At 72.1% G+C, this 15,702-nt stretch carries 14 protein-coding genes; 10 read left to right on the forward strand and 4 right to left on the reverse strand.

Annotated features, from left to right (window positions below; translation table 11 throughout):
* Window positions 1–329: 329 nt before the first annotated feature.
* A complete protein-coding gene (locus tag AB0M47_RS37290) occupies window positions 330–1,640 on the reverse strand; it encodes a GAF domain-containing protein (RefSeq protein WP_363422601.1) in 1,311 nt (436 codons plus the stop codon).
* 157 nt (window positions 1,641–1,797) lie between these two features.
* On the opposite strand from AB0M47_RS37290, the gene AB0M47_RS37295 reads away from it, so the two are divergent.
* From AB0M47_RS37295 to AB0M47_RS37330, 8 genes are all read left to right on the forward strand, one after another.
* Window positions 1,798–2,988 carry an acyl-CoA dehydrogenase family protein gene (locus AB0M47_RS37295; protein WP_363422603.1) on the forward strand — a complete coding sequence of 397 codons (1,191 nt, stop codon included), beginning with the start codon at window positions 1,798–1,800 and terminating at the stop codon, window positions 2,986–2,988.
* The gene (locus AB0M47_RS37300) at window positions 2,985–4,055 is read left to right on the forward strand and encodes an acyl-CoA dehydrogenase family protein (protein ID WP_363422605.1); all 1,071 of its coding nucleotides are present in this window, start codon (window positions 2,985–2,987) and stop codon (window positions 4,053–4,055) included. The genes AB0M47_RS37295 and AB0M47_RS37300 overlap by 4 nt, the downstream gene beginning before the upstream one ends.
* 89 nt (window positions 4,056–4,144) lie before the next feature.
* The gene (locus AB0M47_RS37305) at window positions 4,145–4,939 is read left to right on the forward strand and encodes an ABC transporter ATP-binding protein (RefSeq protein WP_363422607.1); all 795 of its coding nucleotides are present in this window, start codon (window positions 4,145–4,147) and stop codon (window positions 4,937–4,939) included.
* Window positions 4,936–5,649, forward strand: coding sequence for an ABC transporter ATP-binding protein (locus AB0M47_RS37310; protein ID WP_363422609.1), 714 nt, complete (start codon window positions 4,936–4,938; stop codon window positions 5,647–5,649). The genes AB0M47_RS37305 and AB0M47_RS37310 overlap by 4 nt, the downstream gene beginning before the upstream one ends.
* Window position 5,650: 1 nt before the next feature.
* Window positions 5,651–6,529 carry a branched-chain amino acid ABC transporter permease gene (locus tag AB0M47_RS37315; RefSeq protein WP_363422611.1) on the forward strand — a complete coding sequence of 293 codons (879 nt, stop codon included), beginning with the start codon at window positions 5,651–5,653 and terminating at the stop codon, window positions 6,527–6,529.
* Window positions 6,526–7,527 carry a branched-chain amino acid ABC transporter permease gene (locus AB0M47_RS37320; RefSeq protein WP_363422613.1) on the forward strand — a complete coding sequence of 334 codons (1,002 nt, stop codon included), beginning with the start codon at window positions 6,526–6,528 and terminating at the stop codon, window positions 7,525–7,527. The genes AB0M47_RS37315 and AB0M47_RS37320 overlap by 4 nt, the downstream gene beginning before the upstream one ends.
* Before the next feature lie 46 nt (window positions 7,528–7,573).
* Window positions 7,574–8,857 carry an ABC transporter substrate-binding protein gene (locus AB0M47_RS37325; protein ID WP_363422615.1) on the forward strand — a complete coding sequence of 428 codons (1,284 nt, stop codon included), beginning with the start codon at window positions 7,574–7,576 and terminating at the stop codon, window positions 8,855–8,857.
* A gap of 66 nt (window positions 8,858–8,923) precedes the next feature.
* Window positions 8,924–9,547: a TetR/AcrR family transcriptional regulator gene (locus AB0M47_RS37330; RefSeq protein WP_363422617.1), complete on the forward strand. Its 624-nt coding sequence runs from the start codon at window positions 8,924–8,926 to the stop codon at window positions 9,545–9,547.
* On the opposite strand, the gene AB0M47_RS37335 is transcribed toward AB0M47_RS37330, so the two are convergent.
* From AB0M47_RS37335 to AB0M47_RS37345, 3 genes are all read right to left on the reverse strand, one after another.
* On the reverse strand, window positions 9,544–10,611 hold the full coding sequence (locus AB0M47_RS37335; protein WP_363422619.1) for an alcohol dehydrogenase catalytic domain-containing protein: 1,068 nt from the start codon (window positions 10,609–10,611) through the stop codon (window positions 9,544–9,546). The genes AB0M47_RS37330 and AB0M47_RS37335 overlap by 4 nt on opposite strands.
* Window positions 10,608–12,035 carry an aldehyde dehydrogenase family protein gene (locus tag AB0M47_RS37340; protein ID WP_363422621.1) on the reverse strand — a complete coding sequence of 476 codons (1,428 nt, stop codon included), beginning with the start codon at window positions 12,033–12,035 and terminating at the stop codon, window positions 10,608–10,610. The genes AB0M47_RS37335 and AB0M47_RS37340 overlap by 4 nt, the downstream gene beginning before the upstream one ends.
* A 76-nt stretch (window positions 12,036–12,111) precedes the next feature.
* The gene (locus AB0M47_RS37345; protein WP_363422623.1) at window positions 12,112–12,768 is read right to left on the reverse strand and encodes a TetR family transcriptional regulator; all 657 of its coding nucleotides are present in this window, start codon (window positions 12,766–12,768) and stop codon (window positions 12,112–12,114) included.
* A gap of 83 nt (window positions 12,769–12,851) precedes the next feature.
* On the opposite strand from AB0M47_RS37345, the gene AB0M47_RS37350 reads away from it, so the two are divergent.
* Window positions 12,852–14,000, forward strand: a complete 1,149-nt coding sequence (locus AB0M47_RS37350; RefSeq protein WP_363422625.1) for an acyl-CoA dehydrogenase family protein — start codon at window positions 12,852–12,854, stop codon at window positions 13,998–14,000.
* Window positions 14,001–14,017: 17 nt separating this feature from the next.
* A complete protein-coding gene (locus tag AB0M47_RS37355) occupies window positions 14,018–15,556 on the forward strand; it encodes a long-chain fatty acid--CoA ligase (RefSeq protein ID WP_363422626.1) in 1,539 nt (512 codons plus the stop codon).
* The last annotated feature ends 146 nt before the right edge of the window (window positions 15,557–15,702 follow it).

Below are 15,702 nucleotides of genomic sequence, written 5' to 3' on the forward strand. Positions count from 1 at the left end.
CTCCGGCTCGCCGGCGCGTACGCCCCGGCCGAGCTTGTTGCTCAGGTTCTTCAGCGGATCACGGGCGGCCCGCGCGCCCCCGGCCGGGCGCACGCGGACCTGCCGGGCCCCTGCCTGCTCATCCGCAGGGCAGGCAAGGGCGGGTGGGACCGCACCCCATCGCTTCGGCACGGGGAGAAGCCAGTCCCATGCTGCGCGACGCCGGCGGCCAGCCGGATGCGGTGTGCGACCGGCATCCGCGGCCGGGGACGGACTCGCCGATCCGTCGACCCGGGCCGAGGGCTCCACCAGCTGCTGGGCAGCCCGGCGGAGTCCACCGTTGACGCAGGCTACCGACGAGGACGTTGCACGAAGGTTGCACCGTTCGGGGGCAGCCCGTACTCGGCGCGGAGACGGCGTACCTGAGTCTTGGCGAGAGCTTGCTGAGCCAGGTCGGCCCGCCGGGACCCGGCCAGCCGTTCCCAGATCTCCAAGTCGTCGCTCCCGTGCTTGGTGGCCCAGGCTTCCAGGATCGCCGGGTCGTCAGTGGACAGCACCGCGCACCGGACCCGCGCGTCGAGCAGGTCGCGCAGTTCGGCGACGCCCCGCGCTTCCGACATGGGCAGCAGCGGCCCGGCGTACGCCGCCACCGCGGCCGCGGGCTCGCCGCGTCCCAGCGCGTCCCGCACGTCGGCGTAGTCCGCGTCGAGTCCCTCGGCCAGGCGATAGGGCCGCGACTGGACGAGGTCGCCGACGGCCCGCCGCAGCCGGTTGATCTCCACGCGCAGGGTCGTCGGATGGGCGAAGTCCTCGTAGAGCGCGTCGGCGAGCTGGTCGCCGGTCATCCCCTCGGGATTCTCCCGCAGCAGGACGAGGATCTCGGTGTGCCGCGGGCTGAGGCGTACGCGCCGCCCGTCGAGGTGGAGGACGCCCTCGGACCTATTCAGCGCCGACAGCCGGGCGACCGTGCGTTGTTCGGGCAGCCACAGGCCGTTCTCCGGGGCGCGTCGCCAGGACAGCTCCGCCTCCGCCGCCCGAGCCGCCGCCTTGACCAGGGCCAGGCTGTGCGGATGGGCGACGACGCTGCCGCCGGTGACGTCGATCATGCCGATGATCTCGCCGGTGGCCGGATCGTGGATCGGCGCGGCGGCGCAGGTCCACGGGTGCACCGGCACGCTGTAGTGCTCGGTCGCGAAGATCTGCACCGCCTCGTCCAGCGCCAGCGCGGTGCCGGGCGCGTTCGTCCCGGCGAACCGCTCGTCCCAGATCGCGCCCTCGACGAAGTGGATGCGTTCCCCGGTGTCGCGGACGGTCTTGTGCCCGTCGACCCAGAGCAGCCGGCCCTGGGCGTCGGCGATGGACATCAGATGGCGGTCGGCTTCGGCCACCCGCCCGACCAGTTCACGCAGCACCGGCAGGACGGCCGAGAGCAGATGATCCTCCCGGTACGCGGCCAGCTCGTCGTCGGTGAGCACGATCGGCGGCGGCGTCTCGGGGTCGACGCGGGCCCGCTGCGACCGTTGCCAGGACTGAGCCACCACGGGTCGCACGTCGAGCTGGTCCGGGGCGGCCCCGGACAGAAACGCCTCGTGCGCGCGGGCTATCTCGCCCGCCCGTCGCTTGTGCTCGGTCCCCGGCTCCGCCAGGTACGGACTGTGCATTTCACCGCCACAGAGAGCTGATGGAACTGAGACTGACACCGCAGTTCCACTCGTGCAACATCCAACCTCGACATGGCCGACTGGGTGACGCTCTCGACCGGGCGACCGACGAAGGATATATTTGCACTCCCAATGCATCTAGTGAGCGGGAGTCGCGATGGGTTCACCCCCCACCACAGCGGACGAGGCGCGTGCGCTGGTCGAAGCCTTCCTCGCCCGGGGGGACCTGCCCACCGAGAAGACGGAGTTCCTCCGCGCCCGGTTCGACGCCGGTCTCGCCTGGCTGCACTACCCGGCCGGGCTGGGCGGTCTCGGGGCGTCCCGGGCCCTGCAACCCGTCGCGGACGAGGCGTTCGCCGCCGCCGGCACGCCGGACAACGAGCCGCGCCGGATCGCGGTCGGCCTCGGCATGGCCGCGCCGACGCTGCTCAAACACGGCACGGCCGACCAACGGGAGCGCTACCTCCGGCCGCTCTGGACGGGAGAGGAGGTCTGGTGCCAACTTTTCAGCGAACCCGGGGCGGGCTCGGATCTCGCCGGACTCGCCTGCGCGGCGCGTAAGGACGCCACTGGCTGGGTGATCACGGGACAGAAGGTGTGGACGTCCCAGGCCCACTACGCGCGCTGGGGCATCCTGCTCGCGCGTACCGATCCTGACCTGCCGAAACATCAAGGCCTTACGTTCTTCGTCTGCGACATGCGCGCGCCGGGCGTGACCGTCCGCCCGCTGCGGCAGCTCACCGGAGAGGCCGAGTTCAACGAGGTGTTCCTCGACGAGGTCCGGCTCCCGGACACGGCTCGGCTCGGCGAGGTCGGCGACGGCTGGCGCGTCGCGCGTACCACTCTGATGAATGAGAGGGTGAGCATCGGCGGCGACGCGCTGCCGCGGGAAGGCGGTGCGATCGGGCTGCTCGCGCGGACCTGGCGCGACCGGCCGGAGCTGCGCCGCCCCGGCCTGCACGACGCGGTCCTGCGGGCCTGGGTCCGCGCGGAGGCGGTACGGCTCACCGGGTTGCGGCTGCGACAGCAGCTCGCGGTGGGCGAGCCGGGGCCGGAGGGCTCGGCGGTCAAGCTGGCCTTCGCCGGCCTCCTGCAGGAGATCACCGGCCTGGAGCTGGAGTTGCTCGCGGAGGCCGCGCTGCGGCACGACGAGTGGCGGCAGGATCGCGGGCCGCAGCCGGAGTTCCCGCTCCGCACCGCGACGCATCGATATCTCCGCGCGCGCGGCTCGTCGATCGAGGGCGGTACCTCGGAGATTCTGCGCACGATCATCGGCGAGCGGGTGCTTGGGCTGCCCGCCGAACCCCGCGCCGATCTGGCCCTCGCGTGGCGGGAGCTGCCGCGATGACCGGGCTGCTCTATTCCGAAGTGGAAAGTGAACTGCGTGCCGAGCTGCGCGCGATGCTGCGGCAGCACAGCGATCCGGCGGCTCGGATCGAGCGCGACGACTCGGTGGACGCCGATCTCTGGCGCCGCCTCGCCGACATGGGCCTGGCCGGGCTGCTCGTCCCCGAGGAGTCGGGCGGCGCGGGCGCGGGCCCGCGGGAGGCCGCCGTGGTCCTCGAAGAACTGGGCCGGGCCGTCGCACCCGTGCCCTATCTGGGCTGCGCCGTGGTTGCGGGCACGGCGCTGCTCTCCTGCGGCGAGCCGGACCTCCTCGCCGGTCTCGCCGCGGGAGAGCGCCCGGTCGCGCTGGCGGTGCCGTTCGCCGGTCCGCCGTCCGGCCCCTGGTCGCCCACTGTCACGGCGGCGGGGGACCGGCTCACCGGCTCGGTCCGGGCCGTGGCGGACGCGATCACCGCGGAGATCCTGCTGGTCCCCGCGGGTTCCGGACTGTTCGCCGTCGAAGCTCGACGGGTACGCCGAGAGCAGTGCACGTCGTTGGACGAGACCCGCCGGCTGTGCGACCTGAGCTTCGACGGCACACCCGGACGGCTGCTGGCCGAAGGGTCCGACGCCGAGACGGCGGTCCGGGACGCGCTGCTCGCGGGGGCGGCCCTGCTGGCCAGCGAGCAGGTCGGCGTGGCGGAGTGGTGCTTGGACACGACGGTCGAGCACGCCCGCGCCAGGTACCAGTTCGGCCGGCCGATCGGGTCGTTCCAGGCCGTCAAGCATCGGCTGGCCGACGTATGGGTCGCGGTGACGCAGGCGCGCGCGGTCGCCCGGTACGCCGCCTCGGCCGTCGCGGAGAAGTCGGAGGTGGACCTCGCGGCCGCCTTGGCTCAGGCGCACTGCTCCGGGGTCGCGGTCGAGGCGGCGGAGGCGTGCGTACAGCTGCACGGCGGGATCGGGATGACCTGGGAACACCCGGCGCATCTCTACCTCAAGCGCGCCCGCTCGGCGGCCTTGGCGTACGGGGCGGCCGACGTGCACCGGGCGCGCCTGGCCGAACTGGTCGATCTGCCGTCCGCTTGACCACTTCCTGAGCCTATTGACGTGGCGGCCGAGAAACGTACACTCCGAGTGTAAATACTTGCCGGTAACCCGGCGAAGGGACGGTGACGATGGACGAGGAACCGCACGGCCTCACGCTCGACGGCGTCACCGTCCAGTTCGGCGGGTTGACCGCCCTGGAGGACGTCCGGCTGACCGTGCCGCCCGGCAAGGTCGTCGGCGTGATCGGGCCCAACGGGGCGGGGAAGACCACGCTGTTCAACGTGATCTGCGGCTTCGTCCGGCCGACGCGCGGCGAACTCCGGTTCGGCGGGCGTACGCTGCGGCCGCGCCCGCACCGGCTGGCCGCGCTCGGCATCGGGCGCACCCTGCAGGGCGTCGGCCTGTTCGCCGGACTGTCCGTCGTGGAGAACGTGATGGCGGGCGCCACGCATACGGCGCGATCCGGTTTCACCAGCGCGCTGCTGGGGCTGCCTCGCAGCGACCGGGACGAGCGGCGGCTGCGCGACGAGGCCATGGCGCTGCTGATGCGGTTCGGCATCGCCGAGCACGCCCAGGCGGAGCCCGCCGCCCTGCCCTACCCGGTACGCAAGAAGGTCGCGCTCGCCCGCGCGCTCGCGGCCCACCCCCGGCTGCTGCTGCTCGACGAACCGGCGGGCGGCCTCGGCGCGGAGGACATCGCCGAACTGGCGGAGCTGGTCGTGGCCCTGCCCGGCCGGGACGGCGGCGGCCACTCGGTGATGCTCGTCGAACACCACATGGACTTCGTGATGTCGGTCTGCGACGAGGTCGCCGTGCTCGACTTCGGCCGCCTCATCGCCGTCGGCCCGCCCGAGACGGTCCGCGACGACCCGGCCGTGGCCGAGGCGTACCTGGGTCCGACGCTGGAAGGCAGGACCGCATGACGCTGCTTCAGGTGGAGGGTCTCGTCGTCGGCTACGGCGCCGCGCCGGTCCTGCACGACGTCGACCTGACCGTCCCGCCTGCCACGATCGTGACGGTGCTCGGCGCCAACGGCGCGGGCAAGACGACGCTGCTGCGTACCCTGTCCGGGCTGCTGCGCCCGGCCGGCGGGACCATCCGGTTCGACGGCGGCTCGCTCGCCGGAGTCCCGGTGGAACGGGTGGTACGCCTCGGCCTCGCCCACGTCCCCGAGGGCCGGGGCGTCGTGGCCGAGCTGACGGTCGAGGAGAACCTGCGGCTCGGCGGCGTGTGGCGGGCCGACCGCCGCGACGCCCGGCTGGCCCAGGACGAGGTCTACGAGCTGTTCCCGGCCTTGGCGGCGCGTCGCCGGCACGCCGGACATCAGCTGTCCGGCGGCGAACGGCAGATGCTGGCCTTGGGCCGGGCCCTGGTCGCCCGTCCCCGGCTGCTGCTCCTGGACGAGCCCTCGCTCGGCCTGGCGCCCCGGATCACCGCTCAGATCATGGCGCTGCTCCGGCGGCTCTGCGACGAGACCGGGCTGGCCGTGCTCCTCGTCGAGCAGAACGTCCGCAGCGCCTTGTCCGTCGCCGACCAGGGGGTCGTCCTGTCCCTCGGCCGGGTCGTCGCCGCGGCCGACGCCGCTCAGCTGCGCGACGACGCCGGGCTGCGGCACGCGTACTTGGGGTTCTGACATGGATCGTTTTCTGTTCCTGACCGTCGACGGCCTCGCCAAGGGCGCGGTCTACGCGGCGTTCGCGCTGGCGGTGGTGCTGATCTGGCGCGCCGCCCGGATCGTCAACTTCGCCCAGGGCGCGATGGCGGTCGCCACGGTGTACGCCGCCTACAGCGTGACCCAGGCGACCGGGTCGTACTGGCTGGGCTTCGCGGCCGCGCTCGCTTCCGGACTGGTCCTGGGGGCCGGGATCGAGCGCGTCGTGATGCGGTTCGTGCCGCACACCTCCCCGCTGAACTCGGTGATCGTGGCGCTCGGGCTGGTCCTGCTGTTGCAGGCGATCCTCGGCGCGCTCTACGGCAACGAGTTCCGGCCGGTCGAGACCCCGTTCAGCCGGACGGGGATCACCGTCGGCGGGGTCGCCCTGCTCTCGCGGTACGACCTGTTCGTCCTCGGCGCGGTGCTGCTGCTGGTCGTGCTGCTGGCGCTGCTGTTCACGCGGACGTCGACCGGCCTGCGGATGCGCTCGGCGGCGTTCGCCCCGGAGGTCTCGCGGCTGCTCGGCGTCAACGTGGCCGGGCTGCTCACCTTCGGCTGGGCGCTGGCCGCCGCGGTCGGCGCGCTCGCCGGGATGCTCGTCGTCCCGACCGAACTCGGCCTGCACCCGAACACCATGGACATGGTCTTCGTCTCGTCGTTCACGGCCGCGGTCGTGGGCGGCCTGGACAGCCCGATCGGCGCGGTCGTCGGCGGCCTGGCCGTCGGGCTCGTCCTGTCCTACGCCGCCGGATACCTGGGCAGCGACGTCACGCCGATCGCGACGCTCGCCCTGCTGCTGGCGGTGCTCCTGATCCGTCCCGGTGGGCTGTTCGCCGGCGTCCGAACGAGGGCCGTATGACCACACTGGTCCGTCATCTGATGTGGACGGCGATCGCGGCGGCCGCGCTCCTCGCGGTCACGTACGCGCTGCCGCCGTTCCGGAACTACCAGCTCGCCACGGCGGCGGCGTACCTGTGCGCCACGGCCGGGCTGACCATCCTGGTCGGACTGAGCGGGCAGCTGTCGCTCGGGCACGGCGCGGTGATGGCCGTCGGGGCGTACGCCGTGGCGCTGAGCCAGAACCGCCTTGCCGACGCCGGGCTCACCGGCAACGGCGTACTGGTGCTGTCGTTGGCGCTGGGCGTGCTGGCCGCCCTCGTCGGAGGCCTGATCGTGGGACTCGCCGCCGCCCGGTTGCGGGGACCCTACCTGGCCGGCGTGACGCTGGCCGTCGCCGTCGCGCTGCCCGCCGTCACCACGGTGTGGGCCGGGGTCTTCCACAGCGACCAGGGCCTGAGCGTCTACCTCGACCCGCCGCCCGCCGGACTCGGCTACGACTTCCCGCTGGAACGCTGGCAGGCCTGGCTGGCCCTGGCCGGCGCGCTGCTCGTGATGCTGCTGCTGGCGAACCTGCTCCGCAGCCGATTCGGCCGCTCGCTGCGGGCGGTCCGGGACGACGAGGTGGCCGCCCGGCTGGCCGGGATCGACGTCGCGCGTACGCAGGTGCTCGCGTTCGTGGTGAGCGCGGGATGCGCCGGTCTCGGCGGCGGGCTCCTCGCGGTCCTCACCCAGAGCGTGTCGCCGGGGGCGTACTCGCTGACCTTGTCGCTGTTCCTGCTCATGGCGGTGGTGGTCGGCGGCCTCGGCCGGCTCGCGGGCGCGGTCTGGGGAGCGTTGCTGCTCGTGGTGCTGCCCGACCTCACCCACACGATCGTCGCGAGCCTCACGCTCAGTCCGGCCGCCGCCCAGCGGCTGGAGGGCAACCTGCCGCTGGCCGTGTTCGGCCTGACCTTGATCGTCGTCATGATCGCCGCGCCCGGCGGTGTTCAGGGCGTCGTCCGCCGGCTCCTGCCGTAGCCGGTCCCTCGAAAAGTCCCCTTCGAAGATGAAAGGTCGGTGCCTCATGCATCGCATAGCACAGCGCGGTCTCGCTCTCGCCGTATGCGTCTCGCTGTTCGCCGCCACCGTCGCGTGCAGCTCCGACGACCAGGGCGGCGGGGGCAAGGCGGCGGTTCCCGGTGTGACCGACACCGAGATCGTCGTCGGTACGCACATGCCGCTGACCGGACCCGCGTCGGCGGGCTACTCGAAGATCGCGCCGGCGAGCAAGGCGTACTTCGACTTCGTCAACGCCAACGGCGGGGTGAACGGTCGCAAGATCACCTACAAGGTCATGGACGACGGCTACAACCCGGCCAACACCCAGCAGGTCGTGCGGCAGCTCGTCTTGCAGGACAAGGTGTTCGCGATCCTCAACGGACTCGGCACGCCGACCCACTCGGGCGTGCTCGACTTCCTGAAGACCAACCGGGTGCCGGACCTGTTCGTGGCCTCCGGCAGCCGCAGCTGGGACCAGCCCGACAAGTATCCGGGCACGTTCGGCTTCAACCCGGACTACACCGTCGAGGGCAAGATCCTCGCGAACTACGTGAAGAGCAACTTCGCCGGGCAGAAGACGTGCTTCCTCGGGCAGAGCGACGACTTCGGCACGGACAGCCTGGCCGGCGTCGAAAAAGTGCTCGGCAAGGACGGCGTCACCGCCAAGGAGACCTACGTGGTCACCAACACCAACGTCGCCCCGCAGATCGGCGCGTTCAAGACGGCCGGCTGCCAGGTGGTCATCCTGGCCACGGTGCCCGGCTTCACCGCGCTCGCCCTCGGCACCGCCGCCCGCCTGTCCTACAAGCCGCAGTTCGTCGTCTCCAACGTCGGCGGCGACCTGCCCACCCTGGCCAAGCTGCTCGGCGAGGCCAAGGGCCTGACCGAAGGGCTGCTCGGCGCGAACTACCTGCCGCTGATGTTCGACGCGAACGACCCCTGGATCCAGCTGTTCCAGAAGGTCAACAAGGACTACGGCGGCGGCGCCGAGTTCGACGGCAACGTCATCTACGGCATGTCGGTGGCGTACCTGTTCGTGCAGGTGCTTCAGGCCGCCGGGAAGGACCTCAGCCGGGAGGCGCTGCTCGCCGCGGTCGAGAAGGGCGGCTACCAGGGTCCGGGCCTCGCCCCGCTCCGGTACGCCAAGGGCGACCACTCCGGCTACGGCGGTGAGCGCATGGTGAAGGTGTCGGCTGGAGTGCAGCAGTTCTTCGGTCCCACTTACGAGACCGACGAGGCCGACGCCCCGGTGAAGGAGTACGCCGGAACGCCCGCCACCCCGCCCGCCAACGGCGTCCCCACCGCCTGACGGGTTCGCTCGCCGGGATCCGGGCAGTGCCCCGGGTCCCGGCGTCGCCCGATCTAGACTGCACGGATGACCGGCGTCGAGACCACCACCGGCCGGGTCGACGGCCGGACGCTGCGGGCCGAGCGGACCCGGGCCGCGATCGTGGACGCCCACTTGGCTTTGATCGGCACGGGCGACCTGCGTCCGACCGGCGAACGGATCGCCGAGCGGGCCGGGATCTCGCTCCGGGCGCTCTGGACGAACTTCAAAGACATGGAGGCGTTGTTCGCCGCGTCCGGGGAGAAGCTCGCCGAACGGCAGGCGGCCGCGCATCGGCCCATCGAATCGGGGCTGCCGCTGCCGCAGCGGATCGAGGCGTACTGCGAGCAGCGGGCGCGGATGCTGGAGATGCTCGCGCCGTGTGCGCGGGCGGCCGCGTTGCGCGAACCGTTCTCCGCTCAGCTGAAAGAGAACCGGGTCAAGGCCATCGCGCTGGTCCGGGCCGAGATCGAGGAGGTCTTCGCGACCGAGCTGGCCTTGGCCGGACCCGGTGGCGGTCAGCTCCTCCAGGCCCTGGTCGTCGCGAGCACCTGGGCCTCCTGGTCGATGCTGCGCGACGAGCTGGGCCTCGACCTCGACGCCGCCCGGGGCGTACTGACCCGGACGGTGTCGGCCCTGCTCGCCGCGGCGATCACCAACAGCCTGCGTTAGAACAGCACTACCGAGCGCGCGCCCTCGCCCCGGCCCAGCCGCTCCAGCGCGGCAGGCACCTCGTCGAGGCCGATCCGATGGCTGATCAGCGGCCGGAGATCCAGCTCGCCGGCCAGCACCGCGGCGGCCAGGCCCGGCAGGTCCCGATCGGGATCGGCTGAGCCGTAGACGGACGACCGCAGCGTCCGGGCCGAGTGGAAAATGTCCAATGCGGACAGTCCGACGACGTCGTCGCGCTTGCCGATGCCCACCACCGTCACCCGGCCACCCCGGCGGGTGCTCTTCCAAGCCGCGGTGATGCTCGCGGACCGGCCGACGCACTCGAAGGCGTGGTCCGCGCCCCGGCCGCCAGTGCGTACGCGGACCGCCTTGATCAACGCGTCGTCGCTCAGCAGGAAATCGGTGGCCCCGGCCGCCAGCGCGAGCGAGCGCTTGGCCTCGGTGAGGTCGACGGCGATCACCGGATCGGCCCCGGCCGCTCGCGCGGCGAGGACGACGGACAAGCCGACGCCGCCCAGCCCCAGCACCACCACCGAATCGCCGGGCCGCACTCCGGCGGTGTTCTGGACCGCGCCGACCCCGGTCAACGCGGCGCACCCCAGCAACGCCGCCTGCTCCGCCGGCACCCCTTCCGGTACGCCGATCAGCGCCTCTTCGCGTACCACCACCTGCTCGGCGAAGGACCCGAGACCGAGCGTGAGGTTGAGCGGGGTGCCGTCGCCCGCGAAGCCGCCCGGGAAGGACGGGATGCCGGAGGTCTCGCAGATCCACGGCTCGCCGTGGGTGCAGTACCAGCAGGTGCGGCAGGCGGGCGACCAGTTGAGCACGACGTGATCGCCGGGCTTGGCCCGGGTGACGCCGGGGCCGACCTCCTCGACCACCCCGGCCGCCTCGTGCCCGAGGACCAGCGGGAAGGTCGGGGCGAGCGTGCCGTTGATCATCGAGAGGTCGGTGTGGCAGACGCCCGCCGCGGTGACGCGGACCCGGGCCAGGCCGGGACCGACCTCGGGCAGGGTGATCTCCTCGATCGTGACCTGGTCGCGGAAGATGACGGCCCGGGTCATCGCTGCACCGCCTTGACCTGCTGGAACTCCTCCAGGCCGAAGACGCCGAGCTCGCGGCCGAGGCCGGATTGCTTGTAGCCGCCGAACGGGGCCAGCGGGTTGAACGAGGCGCCGTTGACGTCGACCGCGCCGGTACGCATTCGCCGCGCGACCGCCAGCGCCCGGTCGGGATCACCCGACCACACCGCGCCGGCCAGGCCGTAGCGTGAGTCGTTGGCGATGGCGACCGCCTCGTCGTCGTCGCCGAACGGGATCACGGCGAGCACGGGGCCGAAGATCTCCTCCTGCGCGACCGTCGACTTCGGATCGACGTCGGCGAGCACGGTCGGCGCCACGAAATACCCCCGATCCGGTACGCCCTCCGGCGTTATCGCGGTCGCACCCTCCTCGCGGCCTTGCCGGAGGAAGCCGTGGACTCGTTGCCGCTGCGCCGCGCTGGCGAGCGGACCGAGCCGGGTCGTCTCCTCGAACGGATCGCCCATCGCGTACGCCGACGCCGCCTGCGCGGCCAGGTCGAGCGCTTCGGCGTACCGGGTGGCCGGGACGAGCATCCGGGTCCACGCGGTGCACGTCTGACCGGCGTTGAGGAAGGCGTTGGCCACCCCGACCTTCACCGCGCGCCCCAGCTCGGCGTCGTCCAGGATCACGTTGGCGGACTTGCCGCCCAGTTCCAGGGAGACCTTGGCGATCCGGTCGGCGGCCAGGTGACTGATCCGGCGGCCGGTCGCGGTCGAGCCGGTGAACGACACCATGTCCACATCGGAGTGGCCCGCGATCGCCGCGCCCACCTCCGATCCGGTGCCCGGGACGAGGTTGGCCACGCCCGGCGGCAGCCCGGCTTCGTGCACCGCGTCGAACAACAGGTACGCCACCAGCGGAGTCAGCTCGCTGGGCTTGAGCACGACGGTGCACCCGGCGGCAAGGGCGGCGGCCACCTTGGCCATGACCTGGTGGAGCGGATAGTTCCACGGGGTGATCGCGCCGACGACGCCGACGGGTTCGCGCAGGATCAGGGAGTTCCCGACCTCCACTTCCGGCTGCGGCGTCGCGGCCATTCGCACGTACCCGTCGAGGACGGTCAACGGCAGGCCGGTCTGCACCCGGGCGGACACCTTGATCGGCGTACCCAGTTCGCCGGTCACGGTGGTGGCGATCTCGTCCGCGCGCTTGGCCAGGCTGTCGTGCAGCTTTCGCAGGTAGTCCGAGCGCTGCTGCGGGGACAGCGCGGCCCACGACTCGAACGCGCTTCTCGCCGCCGCCACCGCTTCGTCCACATCGGCGGGCGTACCCGCGGGGACGTGCGCGACGACCCGCTCGGTGAACGGATCCTCGACGGCGATGGACCCGCCGCCCTGAGCGGGTCGCCACCGCCCGCCGATGTAAAGCTCGCCGCGATCGGCCGGAGTGAAGTCCGCGCGCGCCATGTCGCCCCTCTTAACTATCAGTGGAAGTTTTACCGTAGCGGCGCGGTTTCCACCCGGCAACCCCCTGCACTCAGGGTCAGGGGTAGGCGGGGAGGGGCGGGAGCGGGCCGATGATCCGCTCGTACTCCGCGCTCAGGCCGGTGAGCAACGCGTCCAGCCCCAGCGCGAAGGCGCCCTCGTCGACGCTCTTCTGGTGCTCGGCGAGCAGGTGCGCCTGGCTCAGGTGCGGGTATCGGCCGTCGTAGAACTCCGGGTCCTCGACGAAGCCCCTGGCGAACGAGCCGAGCGCCGAGCCGGCGACGAGATAGCGCATGAGCGCGCCGATGTGGGTCGCCCGCGCGTGCGGCCAGCCCGCGTCGACGAGGCCGCCGTAGACCGCGTCGGCCATGGCCAGGGCCGCCGGCCGCCGGCCCGGCCCCTGGGCGAGGAAGGGGACGATGTTCGGGTGGGCGGCCAGGGCGTCCCGATACGAGCGGCCCCACAGCCGCAGGGCGACCCGCCAGTCGTACCGCCCGAAGAAGGACGTGTCGACCTGCTCGATCACGGCGTCCGCCGCCGCGTCGAGGATCTCGTCCTTGGTGGGGAAGTGGTTGTACAGCGACGGGCCGCGTACGCCCAGCTCGGTCGCGAGGCGGCGGGTGGAGAGCGCGTCGAGCCCCTCCGCGTCGACGAGCGCCAGCGCGGCGGCCACGATGCGTTCGCGGCTCAGCAGAGCCGTGCGGGGCCTGGCCATGGACGTCCTCCCGTGATCCGTTGGCTGAACTGTATCGGGCCGGGGTCTGGACGGCGGAAAACTTACAGCGCTAGTTTATCGCCATGGACTTCCGGCTCACCGCGGACCACGTCGATCTCCGGGACCTCGCCGCCCGCTTCGTCGACCGCGAGATCATCCCGAACGCGCGCGACTGGGATCGGCGCGAGGCCGTCGACCTCGCCATCGTCGGCGAACTGGGCAAACTCGGCTTCCTGGGGCTGACCGTCGGCGAGGAGCACGGCGGCTCCGGCGGCGACCATCTGGCGTACTGCCTGGTGATGGAGGAGCTGGGGCGGGGGGACTCGTCCGTGCGGGGGATCGTCTCCGTGTCGCTGGGCCTCGTCGCCAAGACCGTCGACGCGTACGGGACGGCCGAGCAGAAGGCGCAGTGGCTGCCCCGGCTCTGCTCCGGCGAGGCCATCGGCTGCTTCGGGCTGACCGAACCGGACACGGGCTCCGACGCGGGCGCGCTGAGCACCCGGGCCGTCCGCGACGGCGGCGACTGGGTGCTGACCGGCGGCAAGACCTTCATCACCAACGGCACCTGGGCCGACGTCGCACTGGTCTTCGCCCGGACCGGCGAACCCGGCCGCAAGGGCATCACGGCGTTCCTCGTCGAGACGGGCCTGCCCGGGTTCGCCCGCCGGGAGATCCACGGCAAGCTCGGCCTCCGCGGCCAGGCCACGGCCGAGCTGACCTTCGACGGCGTACGCGTCCCCGACGCCGCCCGATTGGGCGACGAGGGCAAGGGCTTCGCGATCGCGATGGCCGCCCTGGCCAAGGGCCGGATGTCGTTGGGGGCCGGGTGTGTCGGCATCGCCCGGGGCTGCCTGGAGGCGGCCGTCGCGTACGCCCGCGACCGGCAGCAGTTCGGCCGCCCGATCGCCGGACACCAGCTCGTCCAGCAGTTGCTCGCGCAGATCTCGATCGACGCCGACGCGGCCCGGCTGCTCGTGTGGCGGGTCGCCGACCTGATCGACCGCGGCGTGCCGTTCGAGACCGAGGCGTCGGCCGCGAAACTGTTCGCCAGCGAGGCCGCCGTCCGGGCCGCCAACAACGCCCTGCAGGTCTTCGGCGGATACGGCTACATCGACGAATACCCGGTCGCCAAGTACCTGCGGGACGCCCGGGTCACCACCCTCTACGAGGGCACCAGCCAGATCCAGCACCTCATCATCGGCCGGGCGCTGACGGGAGTCAGCGCGTTCTGATCGGAAAGGCCCATCCCATGACGTCCCTCTCATTGGCGAGCGTCCTCGCCGAGGCTTCCCGCCGCTATCCGGACAAGGTCGCCGTCGTCGACGGCCCGCACCGGGTCACCTACTCCCAACTGTGGCGGGAGGCGCTCACGTACGCCGCCGCGCTGCGCGATCTCGGCATCGGCCCGGACAAGACCGTCGCCGTCGCCGTACCGAACACGGTGGACTTCCCGCGCGCGTACTACGGGGTGCTCGCGGCCGGTGCCGTGGTCGTCCCCGTGCACCTGCTGCTGAACGCCCAGGAGATGGCGTACGTGTTGCGCGACAGCGGAGCCGACCTGCTCATCTGCCACACGGCGTTGCTCGGCGTCGCGGCCGAGGCCGCCTGGGCGGCGGGTGTGCCCGTGGTGACGGTCGGATCCGCCTCGGCGAAACAGGACGCGCCGCGGCGGCTCGAGGAGCTGGCGACGGAGCCGCTGCCCACCTTCGTCTCGCGGCAGGCCGAGGACGTCGCGGTCGTCTTCTACACCAGCGGCACCACCGGATCGCCCAAGGGCGCCCTGCTCACCCACCTCAACCTGGTGATGAACGCGACGGTCAACGTGTTCGACGCCAACGACGCGCGGCCCACCGACGTGGTCCTCGGCTGCCTGCCGCTGTTCCACACGTACGGGCAGACCGTCGGCATGAACGGCACCTTCCGGCTCGGCGCGACCCTCGTCCTGCTGGCCCGGTTCAGCGGCGCGGCGGCGATCGACCTGATGCTGGCCGAGGACGTGACGGTGTTCCACGGCGTACCGACGATGTACATCGGGCTGCTGGAGGCGGCGGCCGGTCGCGAGCGCCTGCCGGAGTTGCGGATCACCGTGTCCGGCGGAGCTTCGCTACCGGTGGCGGTGTTGGAGAAGTTCACGGAGGTCTTCCAGACCACCATCTACGAGGGGTACGGGCTGAGCGAGACCTCCCCGACGGCGACGACGAACCAACCCCACTTCGGTACGCGCCCCGGCACGATCGGCCACCCGATCTGGGGCGTCGAGGTGGAGATCGCTCGCGCGGAGGTCGACGAGCGGATCGAGCTGCTGCCCACCGGTGAACTGGGCGAGATCGTGATCCGCGGGCACAACGTGTTCGCGGGCTACCTCGGCAAGCCCGAGGAGACCGAACGGGCCGTGGTCGACGGCTGGTTCCGCAGCGGCGACCTCGGCACGAAGGACGAAGAAGGCTTCATCCGGGTGGTCGACCGGAAGAAGGACCTGATCATCCGGGGCGGGTTCAACGTCTACCCCCGCGAGGTCGAAGAGGTGCTGGCCCGGCATCCCGCCGTCGCTCAGGTCGCCGTGGTCGGCGTACCGGACGACGCGCTGGGCGAGGAGGTCGTGGCGGTCGTGGTCGCCGCGCCCGACGTGGCGGTCACCGAGGAAGACCTGCTCGCCTGGTCCCGGGAGCAACTCGGCAAGCACAAGTACCCCCGCCGGGTGCGGCTCGCGAGCGAGCTGCCGATGGGACCGAGCCTCAAAGTGCTCAAGCGGGAGATCCGCCGGCAACTCACCGACGGCACCCTCTAGCCGGAGGCGGCCGCGTTGATCATGGGGTTTGCCCCCTCGGCACGCCGTCGAGACCACAGTTAACTCCATGATCAACGCGGCGAAGCGGCGGCGGAGCGGCGGAGCGGCGGCGGAGCGGCGGAGCGGCGGTGGAGCGGCGGCGGAGC

Origin of the sequence: Hamadaea sp. NPDC051192 (assembly GCF_040682475.1) — a bacterium.
In the GTDB taxonomy this organism is placed as follows: Bacteria; Actinomycetota; Actinomycetes; order Mycobacteriales; family Micromonosporaceae; genus Hamadaea; species Hamadaea flava.